Below are 19,735 nucleotides of genomic sequence, written 5' to 3'. Positions count from 1 at the left end.
ATGACTCGACGCTGGGAAATGGACGACCTCAGCGGGCGCCTAGTTCGCGGATGGATTCCTTCAGGTTCTCGAAGTCGTAGTCCGACAGGCCCACATAATCGAGCACCAGATGGCTGATGGTATTCCACTCGTGGTCTTCGTTCTGGTTGCCCAGCACGCGGTAGGACGAGCAGATATGTTCGGCCATCTTCAGGATCGCCAGCAGATTTTTCAACTGGCTGTTGCGGTTGGAGTCGTCGCTGAAGATCGCCAGGGCATTGTGGTGGTTGGCGATGGCGTTGCCCAGGTGCTCGGGCAGGCGCCAGGATTTGGCGGTGTAATACCCCACCACCGAGTGGTTGGTGTTGTACACCTGGTTCTCGGTGTCGACGATGCGCGACTCGGGCCCTGCGTTGGCGTACGCCTGTTCCAGGGTGCTCATGTAGTCGGGAAAACGCTTGAGCATCAGCGGAATGCCGCAGTCATGGAACAGGCCAAGGGCGTAGGCTTCGTCCACGGCCTGGGAGCCGATGCGCTTGGCCAGCGTCAGGCAGGTCATGGCCACGTCCTGGGCGGTGTCCCAGAAGCGGTTGAGGGTGACGATGGTCTCGTCGCTCATCTCGCCCTTGATCGACTGCGCGTTGATCAGGTTGATGACCGAACGGCTGCCCAACAGGTTCACGGCGCGCTGGATGGAAGCGATCTTGTTCGTCAGCCCGTAGTAAGGCGAGTTGACGATCTTCAACAATGCGCCAGACAAGCCTGGGTCCTGCGCTATCAGGCGAGCGATCACTTCCAGGTCCGGGTCGGGCATGTACTGCTCCATCTGCAGGTCGACCATGATCTGCGGTTGGGGCGGCACGCTGATCCCTTGCAAGGCTTGCTGGATCTGCTCTTCGGATAACTCTTGGGACATAAGTACTTACTCTGGGCTGAGGCGCGATTTTAACCCTTCCGAGGCGCAGCGCACACAACCGCTAGCTATTTCTTCATGATCCGCGGCTCTGTGCCTGTGAGACCCGGATTGCCAGCGCCTGCAAAAGCAGGACCGCGGATCCTCACCCGGGCCATCGGGCAGCGTTCCACGCTATACTCCCGCTCTTTTTTCCCCGGAGCGACTTCATGTCCCTGCCCAGCCTTCGCCTCAAAGCCAATGCCGACCGCCGCCTGCGCGCCGGTCACCTGTGGGTCTACAGCAACGAGATCGACGTAGCCGCCACGCCACTGCATGGTTTCAAGGCCGGCGACCAAGCCGTGCTGGAAGCCGCCGGTGGCAAGCCGCTGGGCATCGTCGCCATGAGCCCCAACAACCTGATCTGCGCCCGCCTGCTGTCGCGCGACGCCAAGCTGCCACTGGACAAGTCGCTGCTGGTACACCGCCTCAACGTCTGCCTGTCCCTGCGCGAGCGTCTGTTCGACAAGCCGTTCTACCGCCTGGTCTACGGCGATTCCGACCTGCTGCCAGGCCTGGTGGTCGACCGTTTCGGCGATATCCTGGTCGTGCAACTGGCTTCGGCCACCATGGAACAGCACAAGGCCGACGTCATGGCCGCGCTGATCCAGGTCATCAAGCCCAGCGGCATCCTGTTCAAGAACGACTCGGCCGCCCGTGATGCCGAAGGCCTGGAACGCTACGTGGAAACCGCCTTCGGCGTGGTCCCGGAGTGGGTCGACCTGGAAGAGAACGGCGTGAAATTCCAGGCTCCGGTCATGGAAGGCCAGAAAACCGGCTGGTTCTACGACCACCGCATGAACCGCGCCCGCCTGGCCCCTTACGTCAAGGGCAAGCGCGTGCTGGACCTGTTCAGCTACATCGGTGGCTGGGGCGTGCAGGCCGGCGCATTCGGCGCCAGCGAAGTGTTCTGCGTCGACGCGTCGGGCTTCGCCCTGGACGGTGTCGAGCGCAACGCCGCCCTGAACGGTTTCGCCGAGAAAGTCACCTGCGTCGAGGGCGACGTGTTCGAAGCCCTGAAGCAACTCAAGGCCTCGGAAGAGCGCTTCGACGTGATCGTCGCCGACCCGCCCGCCTTCATCAAGCGCAAGAAAGACCTGAAAAACGGCGAAGGCGCCTACCGCCGCCTGAACGAGCAAGCCATGCGCCTGCTCAGCAAGGACGGCATCCTGGTCAGCGCCTCGTGCTCCATGCATCTGCCCGAAGACGACCTGCAGAACATCCTGCTGACCAGCGCCCGCCACCTGGACCGCAACATCCAGCTGCTGGAACGCGGCGGCCAGGGCCCGGACCACCCGGTGCACCCAGCTATCCCGGAGACGCGCTACATCAAGAGCATTACGTGCCGGTTGTTGCCGAATAGCTAAGGTAAGTCCAGACCTGCAGCCGCTGCCGCCGTGTTTTGCTGGCCCCATGCCTCGCTGGAGATATCCAGTGTGCAGACGGGCCTGCATAGCCTGCGGTAGCGGCTACGATAACTCCTACAAAAATTTAGGAAATTTCGCTAACTGGCCGCTATCGCCTCCAATCGCGCAACACCGTAGCCTTGTTCCAAAAAGGCTCATTTCATGTCCGCCCTACCGAAACGTTCCATACTCACCTTGCTCCTGGCCATGGTGCTGCTCGGCGTCTTTCCCCTCGACGTCATCCTTCCCTCCTTTCCCGCCCTGTCCGAGCATTTCGCCACACCTTCAAGCGAAATAGCCCTCTCCATCAGCCTGTTCGCACTGGGCGTTGCCATCTCGCAGTTCTTCCTGGGCCCCCTTTCCGACCGAATCGGCCGCAAGGGCCTGCTGGTGATGGGACTGGCTGTTTCCATCCTCGGCGCTATCGGCTGCGCCAATGCCACGCAGTTCATGACCTTCATGCTCTTCCGCACCCTGCAAGCCATCGGCTGCGGCTGCTTCGTGCTGCTCAACGCCCTGGTCCAAGATCTGTTCGCCGGCACCGAACGGGACCGTACCCGCATCTTGGTCACCAGCGCCAGCGGCGTATTCATCTCCACCTCACCGCTGGTTGGTGCCCTGCTGCAGCACCTGGCCGGCTGGCAGGCAAGCTTCTACCTATTCTCCCTGATCGCGCTGATGGTACTGATTCAAGCCATCCGCATCCTACCGCCTACCTGCGGCGCCAATCGCCAGGCCAAAGGCTTGATCAGTGCCTACCTTGAACTGCTGCTCAATCCTGCCTTCATGGGTTTCTCGCTGATCGTGGCCATCGCCTTCACCTGCCACTTCGCCTTTATCGCCATCTCGCCGCTGATCTTCCTCGACCACTTCCAGCTCAGCCAACTGCAATTCGGGCTGACCCTGCTCAGTTACGGCGCCGCCTACGTACTGGGCGGCCTGATCGCCAGCCGCATGAGCCGCAGCGTCAGCTACCGTCAGCAACTATGCGCAGGCCTTGCGCTCATTGGGCTGGCCGGCGTGACGATGCTGGCATTGACTTTGCTCACCGAGCGCAGTGTGACGACCGTCTTGCTGCCCATGATGATTTGCACCGCAGGCACCACCATCACCCGCCCCGCCGCCACTTCCCGAGCGATGGAGTGTGTGCCAGGGAGCGCCGGTGCCTCGGCTTCAGTGCTGAATACGCTGGTGCTGGTGGCGGGCGGGGTGGGGAGTGCGGCGATCAGTGTGGTGGCGGAGGATTTCGAGCGAGTGTTGGGGACGGCTTTTATGCTGTTGAGCATGGCAGGGCTGGCAGGGACTGCCCGGTTCTGTAAAGCAGCGTAACCGTTCGCCCTGCTGAAAATCGCCGACGACCAGAAGCATCTCATGGGTCGTGGCTCGGGAATAATTCGAGAGCCGCTGCCGCAGGCTGCGCCTACAGTCGGGACCAATACCTAGGTCACAACTGCAAAACCACCGAAGCAATCCCGAAATACACCAACACCCCCGCCGCATCGGCAATCGAGGTAATCAACGGCCCGCTGGCCACGGCCGGGTCCATGTTCAGGCGGCTGAACAGGAAAGGCAGGCTCATGCCGATGACGCTGCCCACCAGCACGATCACCAGCATGCTGCTGGCAACCACGAAAGAAATGTCCCAGCCGCCACGCACTGCGCCCAGCAAGGCAACGGCCACCGCCATGGTCACCCCCAGGGCCAGGGCCACGGAGCATTCGCGCCAGAGCAGGCGCAGCCAGTCTTTCATCACCACTTCACCCGTGGCCAGGGCGCGCACCATCAGGGTCGCCGATTGGGCGCCGGCGTTACCGCCGCTGTCCACCAGCAGAGGCAGGAAAAACACCAGTACGATGTTGGCGGCGATCACGTCTTCAAAGGCAGCGATGCCGGCGCCGGAGAACAGGTTGCCGAACACCAGCAATACCAGCCACAGCACGCGCTTGCGGTACAGCAGGCCGATAGTGGCGGTGCTGAGGTTGCCCAGGGGCGTGGATATCAGCGCGCCTTTGTGGAAGTCCTCGGTGGCTTCCACCGCGGCCTCCGTTTCGAGGCGGCTGAGGACGTCGGCGCGCTTGTCTTCGGGCAGCGCCTGCAGGTGGGCCGCGATGTCGGCGGCGGACAGGTGGGCCAGGGATGCATCGTGTTGCGCAAGGTCGAAGGTAGTCATTGAGTCTCTCCAGGCGGCGCAGGGCTGCCTGGCGAGCGGACGCGTCAGCTCACAGGCAGGCCCGCCGCCGCTGCGGTCGGTGCCAGGATCGGGTTCTCGAAGGAACTTGAACTGGGGTGGTCCATTGGGTGATTTCTCGTCGGCCGCACATGCGGCGCAGGGATAGTAGCCAGCGTGCAGCGGCAAAAATAGCCACTGACGCAAATTCAGAAATGTCCTACAAGCCCGCCCCTGATCGGTCTCGGCATTCCATCCCGCCGCCAGCGGTGTAGAATCGGCCTATTCATCGCCAATCATCCCCCGGCGGGTTTATGAGCTCCGGTCGAGCGCGCAGCGATCCTGTGGCGTCACCGACCTCATCCGCAACGGCAGCTACCTGTCGCCGCTGCAAAGGACAAGAGAAGCTCACTCCCTTACTGATACCTGATTAGCCGCCCGGAGTGTTCCATGCCTGACTATCGTTCGAAAACATCCACCCACGGCCGCAACATGGCCGGCGCTCGCGCCCTGTGGCGCGCCACGGGGATGAAGGATGCCGACTTCAAGAAGCCGATCATCGCCATCGCCAACTCGTTCACCCAGTTCGTCCCGGGGCACGTGCACCTGAAGGACCTGGGCCAGCTGGTTGCCCGCGAGATCGAACGCGCCGGTGGTGTGGCGAAGGAATTCAACACCATCGCGGTCGATGACGGCATCGCCATGGGCCACGACGGCATGCTGTACTCCCTGCCGAGCCGCGAGATCATCGCCGACTCCGTGGAATACATGGTCAATGCCCACTGCGCCGACGCCATCGTGTGCATCTCCAACTGCGACAAGATCACCCCCGGCATGCTGATGGCCGCCCTGCGCCTGAACATCCCGGTGATCTTCGTATCCGGCGGCCCGATGGAAGCCGGCAAGACCAAACTGGCCAGCCACGGCCTGGACCTGGTAGACGCCATGGTCATCGCCGCCGACTCCAGCGCTTCTGACGAGAAGGTCGCCGAGTACGAGCGCAGCGCCTGCCCTACCTGTGGTTCGTGCTCCGGCATGTTCACCGCCAATTCCATGAACTGCCTGACCGAGGCCCTGGGCCTGGCCCTGCCGGGCAACGGTTCCACCCTGGCCACCCACAGCGACCGCGAGCAGCTGTTCCTGCAGGCCGGCCGCACTATCGTCGAGCTGTGCCAGCGTTATTACGGCGAGAACGACGAGTCGGTACTGCCGCGAAATATCGCCAACTTCAAGGCGTTCGAAAACGCCATGATGCTGGACATCGCCATGGGCGGCTCCACCAACACCATCCTGCACTTGCTGGCCGCCGCCCAGGAAGCCGAGATCGACTTCGACCTGCGTGACATCGACCGCTTGTCCCGCAGCGTGCCGCAGCTGTGCAAGGTGGCGCCGAACATCCAGAAGTACCACATGGAAGACGTGCACCGTGCCGGTGGCATCTTCAGCATCCTCGGTTCGCTGGCCCGTGGTGGCCTGCTGCACACCGACCTGCCCACCGTGCACAGCCGCAGCATGGAAGAAGCCATCGCCAAGTGGGACATCACCCAGACCAGCGATGAAGCGGTGCACCACTTCTTCAAGGCAGGCCCGGCCGGTATCCCGACCCAGACCGCCTTCAGCCAGTCGACCCGCTGGGAGACCCTGGACGACGACCGCGAAAACGGTTGCATCCGCAGTTTCGAGCACGCTTATTCGAAGGAAGGCGGCCTGGCCGTGCTGTACGGCAACATCGCTCTGGACGGCTGCGTGGTGAAAACCGCTGGCGTGGATGAGTCGATCCATGTGTTCGAAGGCAACGCCAAGATCTTCGAAAGCCAGGACAGCGCCGTGCGCGGCATTCTGGCCGACGAGGTGAAAGCCGGTGACATAGTCATCATCCGTTACGAAGGCCCGAAAGGCGGCCCGGGCATGCAGGAAATGCTGTACCCCACTTCGTACCTGAAGTCCAAGGGCCTGGGCAAAGCCTGTGCCCTGCTGACCGACGGCCGTTTCTCGGGTGGTACCTCGGGCCTCTCCATCGGCCACGCCTCGCCGGAAGCCGCCGCGGGCGGTGCCATCGGCCTGGTGCAGGATGGCGACAAGGTGCTGATCGACATTCCGAACCGCTCGATCAACCTGTTGGTCAGCGACGAAGAACTGGCGGCCCGCCGCGTCGAGCAGGACAAGAAAGGCTGGAAGCCTGTTGAAGTGCGCCCACGCAAGGTGACCACCGCGCTGAAGGCCTACGCCCTGCTGGCAACCAGTGCCGACAAGGGTGCGGTGCGCAACAAGGCAATGCTCGACGGGCTGTAAGCGTTAGCCATCCCCCTGTGGGACCGGGCGAAACTCGGGAAGCAGATACCGCGTAATACCAGCCTGCCCGAGCTTCACCCGGTCCCGCGAGGGATCGCGTGGAGCGAGGGTTACTGGATTTCCTCAGGCTTTACGATCACCCAGTTCTTGTCCGCCGTCACCGGCAACCCTTCCTTGGCCTGCGCTGCCGCGTTCTGGCTGATCATGCCATTGAGCTGGTCCATGTACTTGGCCTTGCGGTTCACCCACAGGTGCACACCGCCCTTGGCCACGTCCACGCTGTGGAACAGCATGTAGCCGTCGCTCGACGGAGTGTCGCCCCCCACCAGCACCGGCTTTTTCCACTGGTCGATATAGGTCAGGATCGCTGCCTGCTTGCCCGCCATCCAGGTGGCCGGGGTCCACAGGTACGGCGTCACTTCCAGGCTCATGTTCGCCTTGGGGTCATACTTGCCCGCTGCGATCTGCTTGCGCGCGGTGGTCAACTCGCCGGTCTTGGGGTCTTTGAGCAAAGTGGTCACGCCAATCACGTTCTGCGGCTTTACGTTATAGCCGTACTTGGGGTCGGCAGCGATCATGCGCACCAGCTCCTCGGAAGCAGCCGTCACCACGTACACGTCGATGCCGTTTTCCATCAGCTTGTTGTACAGCTCGGCCTGACCGGTGAAGACTTTGGGCGGCTCGACATCCATCTTCTTGACCACGTCACCATCGAAATACGTGGTCGGAATGGGTTTGCCTGACGCCATCATGTCATCCACGTAGCCCTTGAGCTGCTGCAGGGTGAAACCGGAAAACACCTGGGCCACCCAGGGGTAGCAGACCATGTCGTCGACTTCACACAGGCGGTAGTAGTAGCTGAACAGGCTTTCCTTGTGCTCGGCGGTGTCCTTGAAGGGAATCAGCTTCAGCGATGGGTCGAGCTTCTCGCGGGTCAGAATCCCCTTGTTTTCCAGGTAAGGAAGCAGGGATTCTTCCACATCGTAGCGGTAGCTGGTGTTGTCCATGTCGAACACCGCGTAATTGCCCTTGTTCGCATTGGCGGCAATCATTGCGTCGAGCTGTTTGGCCTGTGCCGCGGGCCAGTGCTTGAGGTCGGTGGCGAAGACAGGGCTGGCCAGCGCCAGGCCAAGGGTGACGGCAAGCAGGTTGCGCAGTGGCTTCATCGGTGGTGCTCCCCAGTGAGATCCGGTGGACCGTAGCAAATACTCATGACAGATCTCGCCTGCAGGCGACCGCCAGGCACTGAATCGCGCCATGGGCTTACCCATGAACGACCCTGGCTTATTCCAGAAACGACTATGCACATGCGAACTTGGTATAAATGACAGAAAATTCAGGGTGTTAGAGTTTCGGGTTGGCCAGCGCCCACCAGAGGCGCACTCGCCTGGAAACCTTTCACCTGGAGCTTCAATGAATCTGCCCTTGCTTCTCAACCTGCTGGTGTTCCTGGCCCTGCTGCTGGGCCTGGCGCAAACCGCTCGTACCTCGTTCAGCCTGGCCAAAAAAGTGTTGATCGGCCTGGTGCTGGGCGTGCTGTTCGGCAGCGCCCTGCACGCCATCTACGGCCAGGGCAACCCACTGCTCAAGACCACCATCACCTGGCTCGACCTGGTGGGCAACGGCTACGTACAGTTGCTGCAGATGATCGTCATGCCGCTGATCTTCGCCTCGATCCTCAGCGCCGTGGCGCGGCTGCACAACGCCTCTTCCCTGGGCAAGATCAGCTTCCTGACTATTGGCGTGCTGCTGTTCACCACCCTGATCGCCGCGCTGATCGGCGTGGGCCTGACCAATCTGTTCGGCCTGACCGCCGACGGCCTGGTCGCAGGCACCCAGGAAGCCGCGCGCATGCAGGCGATCCAGAACGACTACGTGGGCAAGGTCAGCGACCTCAGCATCCCGCAGTTGCTGTTGTCGTTCGTGCCGCAGAACCCGGTGGCCGACCTGGCGCGGGCCAAGCCCACCTCGATCATCAGCGTCGTGATCTTCGCCGCGTTCCTGGGCGTCGCCGCGCTGCAATTGCTCAAGGATGACGCCGACAAAGGCGCTCGCGTGGTCACGGCCATCGAAACCCTGCAAGCCTGGGTCACCCGCCTGGTGCGCCTGGTGATGAAGCTGACACCCTATGGCGTGCTCGCGCTGATGGCCAAGGTGGTTGCCAGCTCCAACCTGCAGGACATCATCAAGCTGGGCAGCTTTGTGCTGGTGTCGTATATCGGCCTGACGCTGATGTTCATGGTTCACGGTCTGCTGCTGAGCATCGCCGGGGTCAACCCCCTGCGGTTCTTCCGCAAAGTGTGGCCAGTGCTGACGTTCGCGTTCACCAGCCGCTCCAGCGCTGCTTCGATCCCGTTGAGCATCGAAGCGCAGACCTTGCGCCTGGGCATCCCGCAATCGATCGCCAGCTTTGCTGCATCATTTGGCGCCACCATCGGCCAAAACGGTTGCGCGGGCCTGTACCCGGCAATGCTGGCGGTGATGGTCGCGCCCACCGTGGGCATCAACCCGTTGGACCCGCTGTGGATCGCTACCCTGGTCGCCATCGTGACCCTGAGCTCGGCCGGCGTGGCCGGCGTGGGCGGCGGCGCGACCTTCGCCGCGCTGATCGTGCTGCCGGCCATGGGCTTGCCGGTATCACTGGTGGCGTTGCTGATTTCGGTAGAGCCGCTGATCGACATGGGCCGCACGGCGTTGAACGTCAGTGGCTCGATGACCGCTGGCACCATTGCCAGCCAGGTGCTCAAGCAGACCGACCGTGCCGTGCTGGACACCGACGAACACGCCGAGCTCGCTCACCGCTGAACAACTGGCCGCGCCACGAACGCCGACGCGGCCAGGTCCGCTGCCACGAGGTGTGTGGCTTGCAACGCGTCAGGGGCTCAGCGGCGGTCCCAGACTTCGAAGGCGTAGGCCGGGGCGTCGCCCACGGCAGGGTTTTCGGTGTTGGACGCCAGCAGCCACTGGCTCTGGTCATATTCAGGGAAGAACGCATCGCCTTCGGGGCGCGCGGCCACGCGGGTCAGGTACAGGCGGTCGGCCTGTTCAAGGCCCAGGGCATACAACTGCGCCCCCCCGATCAACATCAGTTCCTGCGCACCGTTAGCCTGGGCCCACGCCTCGGCGCGCTCGATGGCGGCCTCCAGCGACGGGTACACCTCGGCGCCTTCCAGCACCAGCCCGGCCTGGCGGCTGACCACGATGTTCAGGCGCCCCGGCAGTGGCCGGCCGAGAGAATCCCAGGTCTTGCGGCCCATGATGATCGGCTTGCCCAGGGTGGTGGCCTTGAAGTATTTGAAATCACCCGGCAGGTGCCAGGGCATGGTGTTGTCTATGCCGATGACGCGGTTCTCGGCGAGCGCCGCGATCAGGCTGAGGGGGAGTGTGTTTTTCATGCCGCGAGGATAGCAGAGCCCAGGGCCTGGCTGGGTTATGCTCTTGGCTGGTTCGATCAATGGATGGTGGCGTGACAGCACTGGACAGACTCTGGCTCACCGAAGCCATACGCCTGCGCGAAGAGCAGGCCGGCCCCCTGGACGACCAGGAGGCCAACCGCCGCGCCCGTCAGCAAGGTGGCGAGCTTGCGGCGCGGGTAGAACATCGAGCGCTGTGGCTGGCGGAGCGCGACGGCCTGCTGACGGCCCTGAAGCATTGGAAGCAGGGTGCGCGGCTGAGTGTCATGCTGCTGGCCGTGCTGGTCGTGGTCAGCGGCGCAGGGCTGGCGTTCGCCGCCCTGGGCAGCGGCCCGGTCAATGTGTTCTGGGCGCTGGGCAGCCTGCTGGGCCTGAACTGGCTACTGCTGTTGGGCTGGGCCAGCGGGTTGCTGCTGGCGGGCGAGCACAGCGCCAGCCTTGGCCGCTTGTGGATGTGGCTCAGTTCCCGCCTGGCCCGTGATGCCAACGCTGTACACCTGGGCCCGGCACTCATTCTGCTGCTGCAACGCCGGCGCCTCAACCGCTGGGTGCTGGGTGCCCTGGTCAACGGCCTGTGGTTGCTGGCCCTGAGCAGTGCCCTGGTGGTGCTGCTGCTGATGCTGGCCACACGGCGCTACGGCTTCGTCTGGGAAACCACTATCCTCAGCGCAGACACCTTCGTGGCCCTGACCCGTGGCTTGGGCACCCTGCCCGCCCTGCTCGGCTTCAACGTGCCGGACGTCGCCACCATTCGCGCCAGCGGCGACAGTGCGCTGGCCATCGACAGCGCCCGCCAGGCCTGGGCAGGCTGGCTGGTAGGGGTATTGCTGGTGTTCGGCATTGCACCGCGACTGCTGCTGGCTGTGGCGTGCTGGGCGCGGTGGCGCCTGGGCCGCGCTCATCTGGATCTGGACCTGACCCTGCCTGGCTACAGTGACCTGCGCGAACAACTGATGCCCAGCAGCGAGCGCCTGGGCGTCAACGATCAAGCCCCGGAACAGTTGCACCAGGTCACCGCCGCCCACACCGGGGAACATACCGATGGCGCGCTGCTGGTCGGCCTGGAGCTGGATGACCAGCAACCCTGGCCGCCCGCCCTGCCGGCCACTGTCGGTAATGCCGGTATCCTCGACAGCCGCGAATCCCGACGCCGCCTGCTGGACCAGCTTGCCCGCTACCCGGCCGCGCGCCTGGCGATTGCCTGCGACCCGCGTCGCTCCCCTGACCGTGGCAGCCTGGGCCTGATTGCCGAACTGGCACGCAGCGCCGGGCGCACCCGGGTCTGGCTGTTGCCTGCGCCACCTGGGCAGCAACTGGACGCCCACCGCCTGGCCGACTGGCATCACGCGCTGGATGCCCTGGGCCTGCCGGTGGTGGAGCACGCGCCCCTGAACTGGTTGGAGACTGGCCATGACCAAGCCTCTTAAGCTGGCCGTGGTCGGCCACACCAATGTCGGCAAGACTTCGCTGCTGCGCACCCTGACCCGCGACGCGGGCTTCGGCGAGGTGTCGCACCGCCCCAGCACCACCCGCCATGTGGAAGGTGCGCGGCTGTCGGTGGACGGCGAACCGCTGCTGGAACTCTACGACACCCCAGGCCTGGAAGACGCCATCGCCCTGCTCGATTACCTGGAACGCCTGGACCGCCCCGGTGAACGGCTGGACGGCCCGGCGCGCACCGAGCGTTTTCTGCAGGGCAGCGAAGCGCGCCAGCGTTTCGAACAGGAGGCCAAGGTGCTGCGCCAGTTGCTGGCCAGCGACGCCGGCCTGTATGTGATCGACGCCCGTGAACCGGTACTGGCCAAGTACCGCGATGAACTGGAGGTGCTCAACGGTTGCGGCAAACCGTTGCTGCCGGTGCTCAACTTCGTCAGCAGTCCCGGCCATCGCGAAGCCCAGTGGCGCGAGGCACTGGCACGCCTGGGGCTGCATGCACTGGTACGTTTCGATAGCGTGGCGCCGCCGCAGGATGGCGAACAGCGCCTGTATGAAAGCCTGGCGCTGTTGCTGGAACACGCCCGGCCGGCCCTGCAACGCCTGATCGAAGACCAGCGCAAACAGCGCCTCGCGCGTCAGCAGGCGGCCCTGCGCCTGATCGCTGAACTGCTGATCGACTGCGCCGCGTGCCGGCGCAGCGTGGCCGGTGAGCCACACGACGCCATTCAACAGCTGCGCGAAGCCGTGCGCCAGCGCGAGCAGAAGTGCGTGCAGGCGCTGCTCAAGCGCTATGCGTTCCGCCAGGAGGACGCCACGGCCAGCAACCTGCCGCTACTGGACGGACGCTGGGGCGATGACCTGTTCAACCCGGAAACCCTCAAGCAACTGGGGGTAAAGGTGGGTGGCGGCATAGCGGCCGGCGCGGCCGCCGGGGCCGGGGTGGACTTGCTGGCGGGCGGTATCACCCTGGGCCTGGCCGCCTTGGCGGGTGCCATCGCCGGTGGCTTGCTGCAGACCAGCCGTGGCTATGGCGGGCGACTGCTGGGCAAACTCAAAGGCCAGCGCGAGCTGACCGTGGACGATAACGTGCTGCGCCTGCTGGCCCTGCGTCAACGCCAGTTGCTGCAGGCTCTGGAGAACCGCGGCCACGCCGCCATGGGCAGCATCGAAGTGGCCACGCCCCAGGACCAGACCTGGCGCGAGGGTAAGCTGCCTGACGCACTGAGCAAGGCCCGCGCCCACCCGCAGTGGTCGTCTCTGAACCCCCACCCACGCCTGAACCAGGCAGAGCGCCAGGAACAGCTCGAACGCCTGGCCGCGCAGCTGTAGCAGCGGTCCGGGCCATTCCGGGCCATGTCGGCGGTACGGAGGTAGGCCTGATGCTGCGCGGCGTTCGTGACGCGGCCAAGTCCGCTGCTACGGGCCATTGAGCAGGGTGGTGGCCTTGGCCTTCAGCAGCTCCAGGTCCAGCACCGGTACATCGGGGCGCTTGGCTGCTTCGTCCCAGTGTCGCAAGCGCAGGCTGGCCTGGCACAGCGGGTCGCGTTCGAAGGCGTCGGCCTCTTCAGTGCTCATTACACCACCCTGATACTCCAGGGTACGCCGGCTGGCTTCGCTCAGGCGCTGGTAATAGCCCGATTCACGCAGGGTCAGGTAACGCTTGGCCTGGACGTGGTACTCCACCAGCTTCGCCAGGCGCTCACTGAAGCCTTGGCGGCGCAGATAATCAGCGCCCAGGCGCTCGTGGCTGACCACGCCGTAACCGCCCATGTTCTCCACCTGATCGGCGCAGATATGCCCTATATCGTGAAAAAAAGCCGCTAGCACCACTTCATCATCGAAGCCTTCGGCCATGGCCAGCTGCGCCGCCTGGGACATGTGTTCGAGCTGCGACACCGGTTCGCCAATGTAGTCGCTGTCACCATGGCGCTCATACAGTGCGAACACGTCCCGTACTCGCTGTTCGGCACGGGTCATTCCAGTACCTGCAGGCCATGGGGCGCTTCGCCCAGCAGGTCGGCGACGTTCCGCTCGCCCAGCGCCGGGCCCACGCTCATGCCCACGCCAGTGTGCATCAGGGCCGAACTCAGGCCCGGCGCTACCCGCAGCAGCGAAAACGGTCGGCGGCCCTTGGCGCCGTACACGCCCTGCCAACGCTCGACCACCTTGAGTCTGCCGCCCAGGGTCTGTTCGGCCAGTTCAATCATCCAGTCGTCTACCTGTTCGGCGTTGAAGGGCGAGGCGTCACGGCCATAGTGGTGCGAGTCGCCGATGATCAATTCGCGGTATGGCGTGGGGCTGACCAACAGGTGGATACCTTGCTCGACCAGGTGAGGCGTGTCCCTGCGGACCTGCGCCCGCAGCGCTTCGGTCTCCGGCAGGCCGTCGAAAGCGCCGTAATGCAGGCAGCTCAGGCCGGTGAGCACGGACTGTTGCAGGTCCAGCTCGAACTGCGGGCGTACGCGCAGCATCTGCAGGCGGCACACCTGGGGTTCAAGGGCGGCCATGGCGTCACTGAGCAGGGTCTGGTAGTCGTGCCCCGAACACACCACGATGTGCGTACCGGTGAAGGTGCCGGCGGTACTGCGCAGACGCCCCGGCTCCACATCGCGCACCAGGGTGGAAAAGTGAAACTCCACGCCTTGCCCGCGCAGGAACGCCACCAGTGCAGGGATGGCTTCGCGCGAATACAGCTGCTGGTCGTCCAGCCCTAGCAGCGCCGCGTGGTGGTGGCGGAATTGCCCGCCGTACAGCTTGTTCAGCGCCTCACCTTGCAGCAGCTCGACCCTGTAACCGTGCTGCTCGGCACGTTCGGCGCAGAAGCTTTCCAGCAGTTGGTGTTCGAGCGCGTTGCGGGCAAACAGCAGCGAGCCGTGGCGCTTCAAGGCAAACCCGGCCTGTTCGGCCCAGTGCGCCCACAGGCCACGGCTGGCCTTGGCCAACTGGTGCATCTGGCCCACGGGTTGGCCGGTGACCAGCGCCTGGCCGAAGTTGCGCACCGAAGCGCCCAGGGGCGTCGAACTGCGCTCGAATACCCGCACCTTCAGGCCGCGCCTGACGGCGGCGTAGGCATGGGACAGGCCCAGGATGCCGGCACCGACGATGAGCATGTCGCTGTGTTGAGTCATGTCCTTTCCTTGCATGAAGACGTACCGCATGTACGGCACACAGGGATCACCTGTGTGCCGGCCCACAAGGCGAGTTATTGGGCGGCAACCTTCTCGGACTTGCCGTCGTAGCGCTTGCGCCATTCAGCGAGGATGCTGTCGCGGTTTTTCGAGGCCCAGCCAAAGTCGTTCTTGATCAGGCGTTGCTCATAGTCGGCGGGCAGTTCGGTCTGCGGCTTGGCGATGCCCGGCTGGGCCAGCACGGCGAAGTTTTCCTTGTACAGCGCCATGGCCGCGGGGCTGGCGGAGAAGTCGGCCAGCTTCTTTGCCGCCTCTTCATGCGGCGTCCCCTTGATCACCGCCGTGGCTTCGATCTCCCACCCCAGGCCTTCTTTGGGCAGGATGATGTCCAGCGGCGCGCCCTGGCGCTTGAGCTGCACGGCGGGGTATTCGAACGAGATGCCAATCGGAAACTCACCCGAAGCCGCCAGCTTGCATGGCTTGGAGCCGGAATGAACGTACTGGCCGATGTTCTGGTGCAGCCCATCCATGTATGCCCAGCCCTGCTGCTCGCCGTAGGTCTGCAACCAGGCGCTCACGTCCAGGAAACCGGTGCCCGAGGACGCCGGGTTGGGCATCACGATCTTGCCCTTGTACTCGGGTTTGGTCAGGTCCTGCCAGCTCACCGGCCTGGGCAGGCCCTGCTTCTCGGCTTCCACGGTGTTGAAGCAGATGGTGGCGGCCCATACGTCCATGCCCACCCACTTCGGCGGGTTGGCGGCGTCGCGGTAGTTCGCGCCGATCTTGCCCAGGTCCCGGGGCGAATAAGCCTGGAGCATGCCCTGCTGGTCGAGAATCGCCAGGCTGGAAGCCGCCAGGCCCCACACGGCATCAGCCTGCGGCCGGTCCTTTTCAGCCAGCAGTTTGGCAGTGACGATGCCGGTGGAGTCACGCACCCACTTGATCTCGATGTCCGGGTTGGCCTTCTCGAATGCCTCTTTGTAGGTGGTCAGTTGCTCTGGCTCCAGGGCCGTGTATACGGTCAGTTGGGTATTGGCTGCGCTGGCCTGCAGGCTGAAAGCGGCAACAACGGCAGCGACAAGAGCAAGTGGCTTGAACATGGTGCGTTTCCTGAGTCAGTGGAGGTCAGTGTGGTTTGCAGCAATCGATCAGTGGCCAGGTGCGCCCTGGCGCCAGGCCTGGGAGCGGCGCAACAGGCCGCGTGAGGCCCAGGCCAGCAGCACGGACACCGCCGCCGAGGTCAGCAGGATCAAAGTGGACATGGCCGCCGCGCCGCCGACATTGCCGGCGTCGTCCATGTTCAGTACCGCCACCGCTGCCAGGATGGTGTCGGGGCTGTAGAGGAAGATGGCCGCCGACACCGTGGTCATCGCCGACACGAACAGGTAGCGGATGATGTCCAGCAGCGCCGGCAGGCAGATCGGCACCGTCACCCGCAGGTAGTGCCGGTACAGCGGCGCCTTGAGCGACAGCGCCGCCGCTTCGAATTCGCCGTCCAGCTGGCGCAGGGCAGTGGTGGCGGTCATCTGCGCGGTGGTCATGTAATGGGCGATGGTGCACACCACCAGCAGGGTCATGGTCCCGTAGAACACGTGCAGCGGGTTGCCGCCCAGGTTGAAGAAGAAGACGTAGCCCAGCCCCAGTACCAGGCCCGGCACGGCCATCGGCACGAAACTGAGCAGGCGCAGCAGCAGGTTCAGGCGGCGCAGGCCCTGGGTTTTTTCCATCAGGTAGGCGCCGGTGAAGATCACCGCGCTGCCGATCAAGGCTGTGCCAAGGGCCATCTTCACGCTGTTGCTGTAGGCCAGCCAGCCACCGCCGGCGGTGGTATCGAACCGGTAATGCACCAGCGACAGCGACAGGTTGTAGGGCCAGAACTTCACCAGCGACGAGTACACCGCCATGCCCACCACCAGCAGCAAGGCAGCGCAGACCAGCAACACCAAGGCCAGGTAGCAGCCGTCGCGCAGCCTCGATGGCGCCGGGCGAAACACCTGGGCGCGGCCGCTCATGGCCTCGCCATGGCGGCGGCGCAGCCAGGCGTCAACCGCAAAGCTCAACAGCGCGGGCAACAGCAGGACCATACCGATCAGCGCACCGCGGCCGAACTGCTGCTGCCCGACCACGGCCTTGTAGGCCTCCAGTGCCAGCACCTGGTAGTCGCCCCCCACCACTACCGGCACACCAAAGTCAGTGATGGTCAGGGTAAACACCAGGCAGAACGCTGCGAACACTGCCTGGCGGGTGGCCGGCCAGGTAATGCTGCGGTAGGCACGCCACGGGCTGGCCCCCATGCTGGAAGCGGCATCGAACAGCCGGGCATCGGCCAGTGACAGCGCCGACAGCAGGATCATCAGCGCATGGGGAAAGGTGTAGATCGCCTCCCCCAGCACAATCCCCCAGAACCCGTAGATGTTGTCGGCTACCAGCCCGCGCAGCCAGCCCTGGTTGCCGAACAGGTAGACCAGCGCGATGCCCGGGAGCATCGATGGGGCCAGCAGCGGCAGTAGGGAGATGCCGCGCCATACGGCCTTGCCGGGGATCAATGTGCGCTGCAGGGCGTAGGCGAACAGGTAGGCGACCGGCACCACAATGCCAGCCACACTGAAAGAAACCTTGAGGCTGTTGCCCAACAACCAGTGGAAATTATCACTGGCCAGCAGTTCCTTCGCCGCCATCCATCCGCCGCCAGCGACCGGCGTAAACCCACGCCAGAAAATGGCCAGCAACGGCATCAGAACCGCGACGCAGAGGAAGGCCAGCAACAGCAACTTGCCGCCGACCACGAACAACCGGTCACCCAGCGCGCCCGAGGACGACTGCGCCGGCACCTTGGCATTGGCCACTGGCAGGCTCATTGGCGCGGCCATCTCAGGCAAACACCTGAAGGCTGCGCGGTGGCAAGGCTACCCAGATGTCGGGGCTACCCAGGCGCGGCATTGATTCGGGCGCCACTTCGGCCAGCAGCGCATGGCCGGGGAACTGGTTGAACTCAAAGCTCATGCGGCAGCGGTTGCCCAGGAAAGTGATTTCCCGCACGCGGGCCGGGAACAGGTTTTCCTCGTGCACGGTGGGGTTCACGCTGATGGCTTCCGGGCGACAGAACAGCCGGCCGCTATGGGCGCGGCTGGCATCCGGGGCCAGGCGCATGTCCATGCCGCCGACACGTGCATGGCTGTCGCTGCTGCGCTGGAATGGCAGCCAGTTGCCCTGCCCGACGAACTCGGCGACGAACGGGGTGGCGGGTTTGTCGTAGATTTCCTGGGCGCTGGCGTATTGCTCGACCTGACCATTGTTCATCACGGCAATGCGGTCGGCCATCAGCATGGCCTCGTCCTGATTGTGGGTAACCATCAGCGTGGTGATACCCAACTGGCGCTGCAACTGGCGCAGCTCGGTGCACAGGTGCTCGCGGACTCGAGCGTCCAGCGCCGACATCGGTTCATCCAGCAGCAGCAACGATGGTGCCGGCGCCAAGGCGCGAGCCAGCGCCACGCGCTGTTGCTGGCCGCCGGACAACTGGCCGGGGAATTTCCTTTCGCTGCCCAGCAGGCCCACCAGTTCCAGCATATCGCCCACGCGCTTGCGGGTTTCCTCACGGCTCAGCCCCGCCAGGCCATAGGCGATGTTGGCTTCCACGCTGAGGTTGGGAAACAGTGCGTAGGACTGGAACAGAATGCCGTAGTCCCGGGCCTGGGGCGGCAACAGGGAGACGTCGCGGTCGCCGATGAACAACTGGCCTCGGTCCTGGCGCTCCAGGCCGGCGATGCAGCGCAGCAGCGTGGTCTTGCCACAACCCGAGGGCCCCAGCAGGCACACCAGTTCACCGGCGGCGACGTCCAGGGACACGTCGTCGAGCGCCGTGAAAGCCCCGAAACGCTTGTGAATGCCGCGCACGGCCATGCGGGCGCCGGGGGTGTTGATAGTGTTCATGGACGGACCTCATCGAGCAGATGGGCTCATCCTAGGCAGCGATTGCTAACCTGCTGTGGCAGTAAGGCAAAAGCTGCCGATAGTGGTATTGGCGGATTTGGGTTGTAGCCGTGACCGGGCGCTGTCCCCCGCGAGTGAAGCAGCTGCGTGCGGATCAGAGCGCCGATACTTCCTGCGCCAAACCCAGAAAGGCCGCAGGCAAGCGCGCCTGACGGCGTTCCTTCAGGCAGTACAGGTACTCGTGCATCACCGGCGCATTGTCGATGGTCAACACCTTGAGGTCGGGGTTGTGCGGCACTTCGTGGCGGGCAATCAGGCTGATGCCGATGTTGCGCAGCACCGCTTCACGAATGGACTCGCGGCTACCGATCTCCAGCAAGGTGCCGTAGTTGACCTGTTCGTTTTTCAACCACGCCTCGGTCAGGCTCCGGGTGGTCGAGCCGCGCTCACGCACCAGCAGGCACTGCCCGGCCAGGGCGCTCAGGGGCACCTGGCCGTGCACGGCCAGTGGGTGGCTGCGGTGCACGGCCAGCACCAGCGGGTCGGTGCCAAGCACCCGGCGCACCAGGCGGGTGTCTTCCAGCAATTGGGACGAGGCGGCGATATCGACCCGGTAGTCTTCCAGCATCTCCAGCACCTGCTGGGAGTTGCCGATTTCCATGGACACCTCCACCTGCGGCAGGCGCTGACGGAATATCTTCACCAGGTCGAGGATGTAGTACGGCGCCGTGGCAGCGATGCGCAGCGCGCCTTCGGCCTGCCCACTGTTGCGCAGGAAGAACTCGATGTCGGCTTCCTGCTGCAACAGTGTCTTGACCATCGGCAACAGCCGGACGCCGTCGTCGCTGAGGGTCAGGCGCCTGCCACCGCGGTAGAACAGCTCTACCGCGTACTGGCTCTCCAGATGGCGGATCTGGGTGGTCACCGTCGGCTGGCTGAGCCCCAGCTTCTTCGCCGCCAGGGTAATGCTGCCCAGCCGGGCCACCATGTAGAACGCCTTCAGCTCGGCACTGAGCATCACCACCCTC

At 64.3% G+C, this 19,735-nt stretch carries 16 protein-coding genes; 6 read left to right on the top strand and 10 right to left on the bottom strand.

The window, feature by feature from the left end; translation table 11 throughout:
* Window positions 1-28: 28 nt before the first annotated feature.
* Entirely contained in the window at window positions 29-841 is an 813-nt protein-coding gene (locus QBK88_RS00675; RefSeq protein WP_277960684.1) for an HDOD domain-containing protein, read from the bottom strand.
* 260 nt (window positions 842-1,101) lie between these two features.
* Between QBK88_RS00675 and QBK88_RS00670 the strand changes: the two genes are divergently transcribed.
* Both QBK88_RS00670 and QBK88_RS00665 read left to right on the top strand, forming a co-directional pair.
* Entirely contained in the window at window positions 1,102-2,298 is a 1,197-nt protein-coding gene (locus tag QBK88_RS00670) for a class I SAM-dependent rRNA methyltransferase (protein WP_008364826.1), read from the top strand.
* Window positions 2,299-2,544: 246 nt separating this feature from the next.
* A complete protein-coding gene (locus QBK88_RS00665) occupies window positions 2,545-3,666 on the top strand; it encodes an MFS transporter (protein WP_277960502.1) in 1,122 nt (373 codons plus the stop codon).
* A gap of 115 nt (window positions 3,667-3,781) precedes the next feature.
* Here QBK88_RS00665 and QBK88_RS00660 read toward each other — a convergent pair whose 3' ends face one another.
* Window positions 3,782-4,507, bottom strand: a complete 726-nt coding sequence (locus QBK88_RS00660; protein WP_268147391.1) for a magnesium transporter — start codon at window positions 4,505-4,507, stop codon at window positions 3,782-3,784.
* 447 nt (window positions 4,508-4,954) lie between these two features.
* Between QBK88_RS00660 and ilvD the strand changes: the two genes are divergently transcribed.
* A complete protein-coding gene (gene ilvD / locus QBK88_RS00655; RefSeq protein ID WP_277960501.1) occupies window positions 4,955-6,796 on the top strand; it encodes a dihydroxy-acid dehydratase in 1,842 nt (613 codons plus the stop codon).
* Between the two features lie 110 nt (window positions 6,797-6,906).
* Here the strand turns inward: ilvD and QBK88_RS00650 are convergent, their stop codons facing one another.
* On the bottom strand, window positions 6,907-7,962 hold the full coding sequence (locus tag QBK88_RS00650) for a haloacid dehalogenase-like hydrolase (RefSeq protein ID WP_277960500.1): 1,056 nt from the start codon (window positions 7,960-7,962) through the stop codon (window positions 6,907-6,909).
* Window positions 7,963-8,209: 247 nt separating this feature from the next.
* Here QBK88_RS00650 and QBK88_RS00645 point away from each other — a divergent pair, with 247 nt between their 5' ends.
* Window positions 8,210-9,601, top strand: a complete 1,392-nt coding sequence (locus QBK88_RS00645) for an L-cystine transporter (RefSeq protein WP_268147385.1) — start codon at window positions 8,210-8,212, stop codon at window positions 9,599-9,601.
* A 77-nt stretch (window positions 9,602-9,678) separates the two neighbouring features.
* Here the strand turns inward: QBK88_RS00645 and QBK88_RS00640 are convergent, their stop codons facing one another.
* Window positions 9,679-10,191 carry a dihydrofolate reductase gene (locus tag QBK88_RS00640; RefSeq protein WP_268147383.1) on the bottom strand — a complete coding sequence of 171 codons (513 nt, stop codon included), beginning with the start codon at window positions 10,189-10,191 and terminating at the stop codon, window positions 9,679-9,681.
* A 71-nt stretch (window positions 10,192-10,262) separates the two neighbouring features.
* Between QBK88_RS00640 and QBK88_RS00635 the strand changes: the two genes are divergently transcribed.
* Together QBK88_RS00635 and QBK88_RS00630 are read left to right on the top strand one after the other, a co-directional pair.
* Window positions 10,263-11,636, top strand: a complete 1,374-nt coding sequence (locus QBK88_RS00635; protein WP_277960499.1) for a DUF2868 domain-containing protein — start codon at window positions 10,263-10,265, stop codon at window positions 11,634-11,636.
* Window positions 11,620-12,975 (top strand): DUF3482 domain-containing protein, encoded by a 1,356-nt coding sequence (locus QBK88_RS00630; protein ID WP_277960498.1) that lies wholly within the window; start codon window positions 11,620-11,622, stop codon window positions 12,973-12,975. The genes QBK88_RS00635 and QBK88_RS00630 overlap by 17 nt, the downstream gene beginning before the upstream one ends.
* A gap of 87 nt (window positions 12,976-13,062) precedes the next feature.
* Here QBK88_RS00630 and QBK88_RS00625 read toward each other — a convergent pair whose 3' ends face one another.
* The 6 genes from QBK88_RS00625 to QBK88_RS00600 form a co-directional block, all read right to left on the bottom strand.
* Window positions 13,063-13,623 (bottom strand): phosphonate degradation HD-domain oxygenase, encoded by a 561-nt coding sequence (locus QBK88_RS00625; protein ID WP_277960497.1) that lies wholly within the window; start codon window positions 13,621-13,623, stop codon window positions 13,063-13,065.
* The gene (locus QBK88_RS00620) at window positions 13,620-14,774 is read right to left on the bottom strand and encodes a TIGR03364 family FAD-dependent oxidoreductase (RefSeq protein ID WP_277960496.1); all 1,155 of its coding nucleotides are present in this window, start codon (window positions 14,772-14,774) and stop codon (window positions 13,620-13,622) included. The genes QBK88_RS00625 and QBK88_RS00620 overlap by 4 nt, the downstream gene beginning before the upstream one ends.
* 74 nt (window positions 14,775-14,848) lie before the next feature.
* A complete protein-coding gene (locus QBK88_RS00615; protein ID WP_277960495.1) occupies window positions 14,849-15,874 on the bottom strand; it encodes a putative 2-aminoethylphosphonate ABC transporter substrate-binding protein in 1,026 nt (341 codons plus the stop codon).
* Window positions 15,875-15,922: 48 nt separating this feature from the next.
* A complete protein-coding gene (locus QBK88_RS00610; protein ID WP_445764874.1) occupies window positions 15,923-17,632 on the bottom strand; it encodes a putative 2-aminoethylphosphonate ABC transporter permease subunit in 1,710 nt (569 codons plus the stop codon).
* A 13-nt stretch (window positions 17,633-17,645) separates the two neighbouring features.
* Window positions 17,646-18,707 (bottom strand): putative 2-aminoethylphosphonate ABC transporter ATP-binding protein, encoded by a 1,062-nt coding sequence (locus QBK88_RS00605; RefSeq protein WP_277960493.1) that lies wholly within the window; start codon window positions 18,705-18,707, stop codon window positions 17,646-17,648.
* 154 nt (window positions 18,708-18,861) lie between these two features.
* Window positions 18,862-19,725, bottom strand: a complete 864-nt coding sequence (locus QBK88_RS00600) for a LysR family transcriptional regulator (protein WP_268147367.1) — start codon at window positions 19,723-19,725, stop codon at window positions 18,862-18,864.
* Window positions 19,726-19,735 lie beyond the last annotated feature (10 nt).

This window comes from Pseudomonas sp. RIT-To-2, from assembly GCF_029623465.1.
GTDB lineage: Bacteria > Pseudomonadota > Gammaproteobacteria > Pseudomonadales > Pseudomonadaceae > Aquipseudomonas > Aquipseudomonas silvicola.
Note: the sequence above shows the minus strand (reverse complement) of the source record. Positions and strands in the feature narration are given on the sequence as shown.